This is a genomic window from Kitasatospora sp. NPDC023120 (assembly GCF_055560835.1).
Map to the genome: position 1 here is coordinate 1 of NZ_JBVHHY010000074.1, position 5,465 is coordinate 5,465.

At 71.3% G+C, this 5,465-nt stretch carries 1 protein-coding gene; it reads left to right on the plus strand.

Features of this window, described 5'->3' with window-relative positions; genetic code table 11:
• Positions 1–5,465 (plus strand): amino acid adenylation domain-containing protein (locus ACZ3TI_RS40470; RefSeq protein ID WP_465735528.1); only part of this gene is annotated, 5,465 nt, incomplete at both ends.

Here is a 5,465-nt window from a genome sequence, read left to right on the forward strand (position 1 = left end):
CCTCGACCGTCCGGGTCTGACCGCCGAACGCTTCGTGGCGGACCCGTTCACGGGCGGTCGCATGTACCGCACCGGTGACCTGGCCCGCTGGAACGTGGACGGTGCGCTGGAGTACCTGGGCCGCACCGACGACCAGGTGAAGCTCCGCGGCTTCCGCATCGAGCTCGGCGAGATCGAGGCTGTCCTGGCCGTGCACCCCTCCGTTGCCCATGCCGCCGTCATCGTGCGTGAGGACGTGCCGGGCGATCTGCGCCTGGTGGCGTATGTCGTCGCTGCGGGCGAGACCGTGGATGTCGCCGAACTGCCGGATATGGTAAGTGAGTTCGCCGCACAGCGGTTGCCGGAGTACATGGTGCCGGCGGCACTGCTGGTGTTGGACGCGCTGCCGGTGACCATCAACGGCAAGCTGGACCGCCGCGCGCTGCCCGCCCCGGACTACGCGGCCGTCGCGGGTTCGGGTCGTGGTCCGGCCACCCCGCAGGAGGAGCTCCTGTGCGCGGCGTTCGAGCAGGTCCTCGGACTGGAGAAGGTGGGAGTCGACGACGACTTCTTCGCCCTGGGCGGCCACTCGCTGCTCGCCGTCCGTCTGATCAGCCGCATCCGTGCGGTGCTGGGCGCGGAGCTGCCGCTGCGGGTGCTGTTCGAGGCGCCGACGGTGGCACGTCTCGCGGCCCGGCTCGCCGATGCGGGTCAGGCCCGGGTGCCGCTGGTCGCGGGCGAGCGCCCCGAGCGGCTGCCGCTCTCCTTCGCTCAGCAACGGCTGTGGATCGCCGGAAAGTTGGAGGGTCTGAGTGACACCTACAACAGCTCGGCGAAGCTGCGGCTCCCCGGTGACGTGGACCGGGTGGCGCTGAACGCGGCGCTGCGCGACGTGCTGGGCCGGCACGAGGCGCTGCGCACGGTGCTGGCCGAGGCCGACGGCGAGCCCTACCAGCGGATCCTGGAGCTGGACGAGCTCGACTGGGAGCTGCAGCTGGTCGAGGCCGCCCCCGAGGAGCTGGACGGCGCGCTGGCCAAGGCGGCCGGGTATGTGTTCGACCTGTCGGCGGAGGTGCCGTTCCGGGCCACGCTGATCTCGACCGGTCCCGAGGAATCGGTGCTGATGCTGGCGATGCATCACATCGCCTGGGACGGCTGGTCGATGAAGCCGTTGACCCGCGACATCGCCGCCGCCTTTGCGGCGCGCTCGGAGGGTCGGGTGCCCGACTGGAAGCCGCTGCCGGTGCAGTACGCGGACTACGCGCTGTGGCAGCGCGAGGTGCTGGGAGAGGCGGACGACCCGGAGAGCCTGCTGTCCCGCCAGGTCGCCTACTGGCGCGAAACGCTGGCCGGTGCCCCGGAGCAGCTCGCGCTGCCGTTCGACCACCCCCGCCCGCCCGTGGCCGGCCACCGAGGCTACCTCTCAGAGTTCGGCGTCTCCGGCGAACTGCACGCACGGATCCTGGAGTTGGCGCGTGCCGAGGGCGTGACGCTGTTCATGGTGCTGCAGGCCGCGCTCGCGGTGCTGTTCTCCCGTCTCGGCGCCGGCACCGACATCCCCCTTGGGGTGTCGGTGGCCGGACGTACCGACGAGGCTCTGGACGATCTGGTCGGCTTCTTCGTCAACACCCTGGTTGTCCGCACCGACCTGTCCGGCGACCCCACCTTCGCGCAGGTGCTCGCCCGAGTGCGCGAGGCCGGACTGGCGGCCTACGCCAACGAGGACGTGCCGTTCGAGAAGCTGGTGGAGGAGCTGGCCCCTGCCCGCTCCCTGGCCCGCAACCCGCTGCACCAAGTGCTGCTCATCATGCAGAACAACGCGCGGACGGTGGCGGATCCGACGGCCGAGTCCCCTGTGACGGCGTCGCCGGTGCGGGAATCGCCGTCGAAGTTCGACATGGACCTCTCGGTCGAGGAGGCCTTCGACCTCGAGGGCCGTCCAGCCGGGCTGCGTTGGGCCGTCACCGCGGCGGTCGACCTGTTCGAGCCGGAGTCGGTCGAGCGGATCGCCGAGCGCTGGGCGCAGGTGCTGGCGGCGGTGGCCGCCGACCCGGAGCAGCGGCTGAGCACCGTGGACGTGCTGACCGCGGATGAGCGGCAGCGGGTGCTGGTGGAGTGGAACGACACGACAGTCGAGGTGCCGGGGTCTACGGTGCCGGAGCTGTTCGAGGCGCAGGCGGCGCGGACTCCCGATGCGGTGGCGCTGGTCGCCGAGGGTGTCGAGCTGACCTATCGCGATTTGGATGAGCGCGCGAACCGGCTGGCACGCTTGCTGCTCGGTCGCGGTATGGGGCCAGAGTCGGTCGTCGCGCTCTGCATTGAGCACGGCGTCGAGCTGGTGGTGGCGCTGCTGGCGGTGTGGAAGGCGGGCGGCGCCTGGCTGCCCGTGGACCCGGCGGACCCGGCCGAGCGGATCGGATTCGTGCTCGAGGAAGCGGGCGTGCGGTGCGTTGTGACGTCGACGGCGGCTGTCGTGGCGCTGTCGGGGGCCGTGTCCGGGGACTGGCAGCCGGTGGTGCTGGATGGCCCGTCGGTGGTGGCGGAGCTTGCCGGGTTGAACGGCGGACCGCTGGCCGGGGACGAGCGCTCCGGCGTGCTGCTGCCGGCGCACCCGGCCACGGTGATCTACACCTCGGGTCCCGCGGCCACGCCAGCGGGCGTGGTGAGTGCGCATGCGGGAATCGTGAACCGACTGGCGTGGACGCGGGCTCACCACAGGCTCGACGCGGGCGACCGGGTACTGCAGAAGGCCCCGCTTGGTGGGCAGCTGTGGGCGTTCGAGTTCGTCTGGCCGCTGCTGGAGGGCGCCGCGCTGGTGCTGGCGCGACCGGACGGGTACCGGGACGTGGCGAAACTGGTGGAGCTGGTGCGCGACGAGCGGGTGACGACGGCGCACCTCGCCCCCGCGACGCTCGACGCGCTCCTGCGCGAGCCCGCGGTGGCCAGCTGCACCCAGCTGCGGCTGGTGGTGACCGACGGCGAGACTTTGCCGGCGGAGGTGCAGGCGCGGTTCTTCGCAGAGCTTTCGGGCGCGGAACTGCACCACCTCTACGGGCTCACCGAGGCAGCTGACCGGGTCACCGCCTGGCGATGCCTGCCGGAGTCTGCGGGCAGCCCGGTGCCGATCGGCACTCCGATTGCCAACACTCGTGTGTACGTGCTGGATTGCGCACTGCGACCGGTGCCGATCGGCGTCGCAGGGGAGCTGTACATGACTGGCCCCCAGCTGGCCCGCGGCTACATGGGCCGTGCGGCGCTGACCGCTGGGCGGTTCGTCGCGAATCCGTTCGGCAACGGTGAGCGCCTGTTCAGCACAGGGGATCTGGCGCGGTGGACCACCGGCGGCAGGCTTGAGCACCTCGGCAGGCTGGACGAGCAGCTGAAGATCAACGGCTTCCGGATCGAGCCCGGTGAGGTCCGGGCTGCGCTGCTGGCGCATCCGGAGGTCGCGCAGGCGGCGGTCGTGGCGTGGGAGGACGCGCCGGGTGACGTGGCGGCAACCCCGGTCGCAGGCGCGAGCAGGCTGGTCGCCTACGTCGTGCCCGCCGAGGGCAACAAGGCGACGGGAAGCACGCTGGTCGCCTCGGTGCTCGAGCTTGTCGGGGAGCGGCTGCCCGCTTACATGGTGCCGTCGGCGGTCGTGGTGCTGGACGCGCTGCCGGTGACGGACGACGGGGCTCTGGATCGCAGCGCCTTGCCGGCGCCGGTCGACAACGCCACCATCGGTGCCGACCGAGACCCGGCCACCCCGCAGGAGGAGATCCTGTGCGGGGTGTTCGCCCAGATGCTGGGCCGGGATCGGGTCGGGGTCGATGAGGACTTCTTCGCGCTCGGTGGGCATTCGCTGTCGGCGATCCGGCTGCTCAGCCGGGTGCGCGCGCTGTTGGGGGTGGAGCTGCCGTTGCGCGCGCTCTTCGAGGGGCCGACGGTGGCCGCGCTGGCCGCCCGGCTGGCAGATGCGGGTCGGGCCCGGGTGGCGCTGGTCGCCGGGGAGCGTCCGGAGCGGCTGCCGTTGTCCTTCGCGCAGCAACGGCTTTGGATAGTTGGCAAGTTGGAGGGTCCGAGCGCCACCTACAACGTTCCGATCGCGCTGCGCCTGTCGGGGGAGGTGGACGGGGGCGCGTTGAACGCGGCGCTGCGGGACGTGCTGGGCCGGCACGAGGTGTTGCGCACGGTGCTGGCCGAGGTCGACGGCGAGCCCTACCAGCGGATCCTTGAGCTGGACGAGCTCGACTGGGAGCTGCAGCTGGTCGAGGTGGCCCCGGAGGAGCTGCGCGACGCGGTCGCGGAGGCGGCGAAGCATGTCTTCGACCTTTCGGCGGAGGTGCCGATCCGGGCATCGCTCTTCTCGGTGGGGCCTGACGAGCACGTTCTAGTTCTGATGGCACATCACATTGCGAGTGACGGCTGGTCTATGGGTCCGATGTCCCGGGACATCGCCGCGGCATACGCGGCGCGACTGAAGGGGCGAGCGCCGGAGTGGGCGCCGCTGCCGGTGCAGTACGCGGACTACGGCCTGTGGCAGCGCGGGTTGCTGGGCTCGATGGATGACCCGGAGAGCCTGCTGTCGCGCCAGGTTGCCTATTGGCGGGGTGCGTTGGCGGGTGTGCCGGAGGAGTTGGCGCTGCCGTTCGACCGTCCGCGGCCGGCGGTGGCCAGTCACCGCGGGCACAGCGTCCCGCTGGCTCTCCCGGCTGAACTTCACGCCCGACTAGTGGAGTTGGCGCGGGTCGAGGGCGTCACCATGTTCATGCTGCTGCAGGCCGCGCTGGCGGTGCTGTTCTCGCGCCTCGGCGCCGGGACCGACGTCCCGATCGGCGCAGCGGTGGCTGGCCGGACCGACGAGGCGCTTGACGATCTGGTCGGGTTCTTCGTCAACACGCTGGTGGTGCGCACGGATCTGACCGGTGACCCGTCGTTCCGCGAGGTGCTGGCCCGGGCGCGTGAGGCGAGCCTGGGGGCGTTCGCGCACCAGGACGTGCCGTTCGAGAAGCTGGTAGAGGAGCTGGCGCCGTCACGCTCGCTGGCGCGGCACCCGCTGTTCCAGGTCCTTCTGACGCTGCAGAACGCCGGCAGCGCGCTGGCGGACCTCTCCGGCACCCGAACCAGTGGGTTGTCCATGACCAGGGCGGCGGTGAAGTTCGATCTGGACGTGATGGTCGGTGAGGTGTTCGATGCCGAGGGCCGTCCGGCCGGTGTGCGCGGTCTGGTGACTGCGGCTGCGGATCTGTTCGATCCGGAGTCGGTGGGGCTGATGGCGGAGCGCTGGGTGCGGGTGTTGGAGGCGGTGGTCGGCGACCCGGAGCTGCGGCTGAGCAGTGTCGATGTGCTGACCGTGGAGGAGCGCCGGCAGGTGTTGGTGGAGTGGAACGACACGGTGGAGGCGGTGGCGTTCGCGCCGGTTCACGAGTCGTTCGCTGCGCAGGTCGCACGTACGCCGGATGCGGTGGCGGTGGTCGCGGACGGTGTCGAGGTGTCGTTCCGTG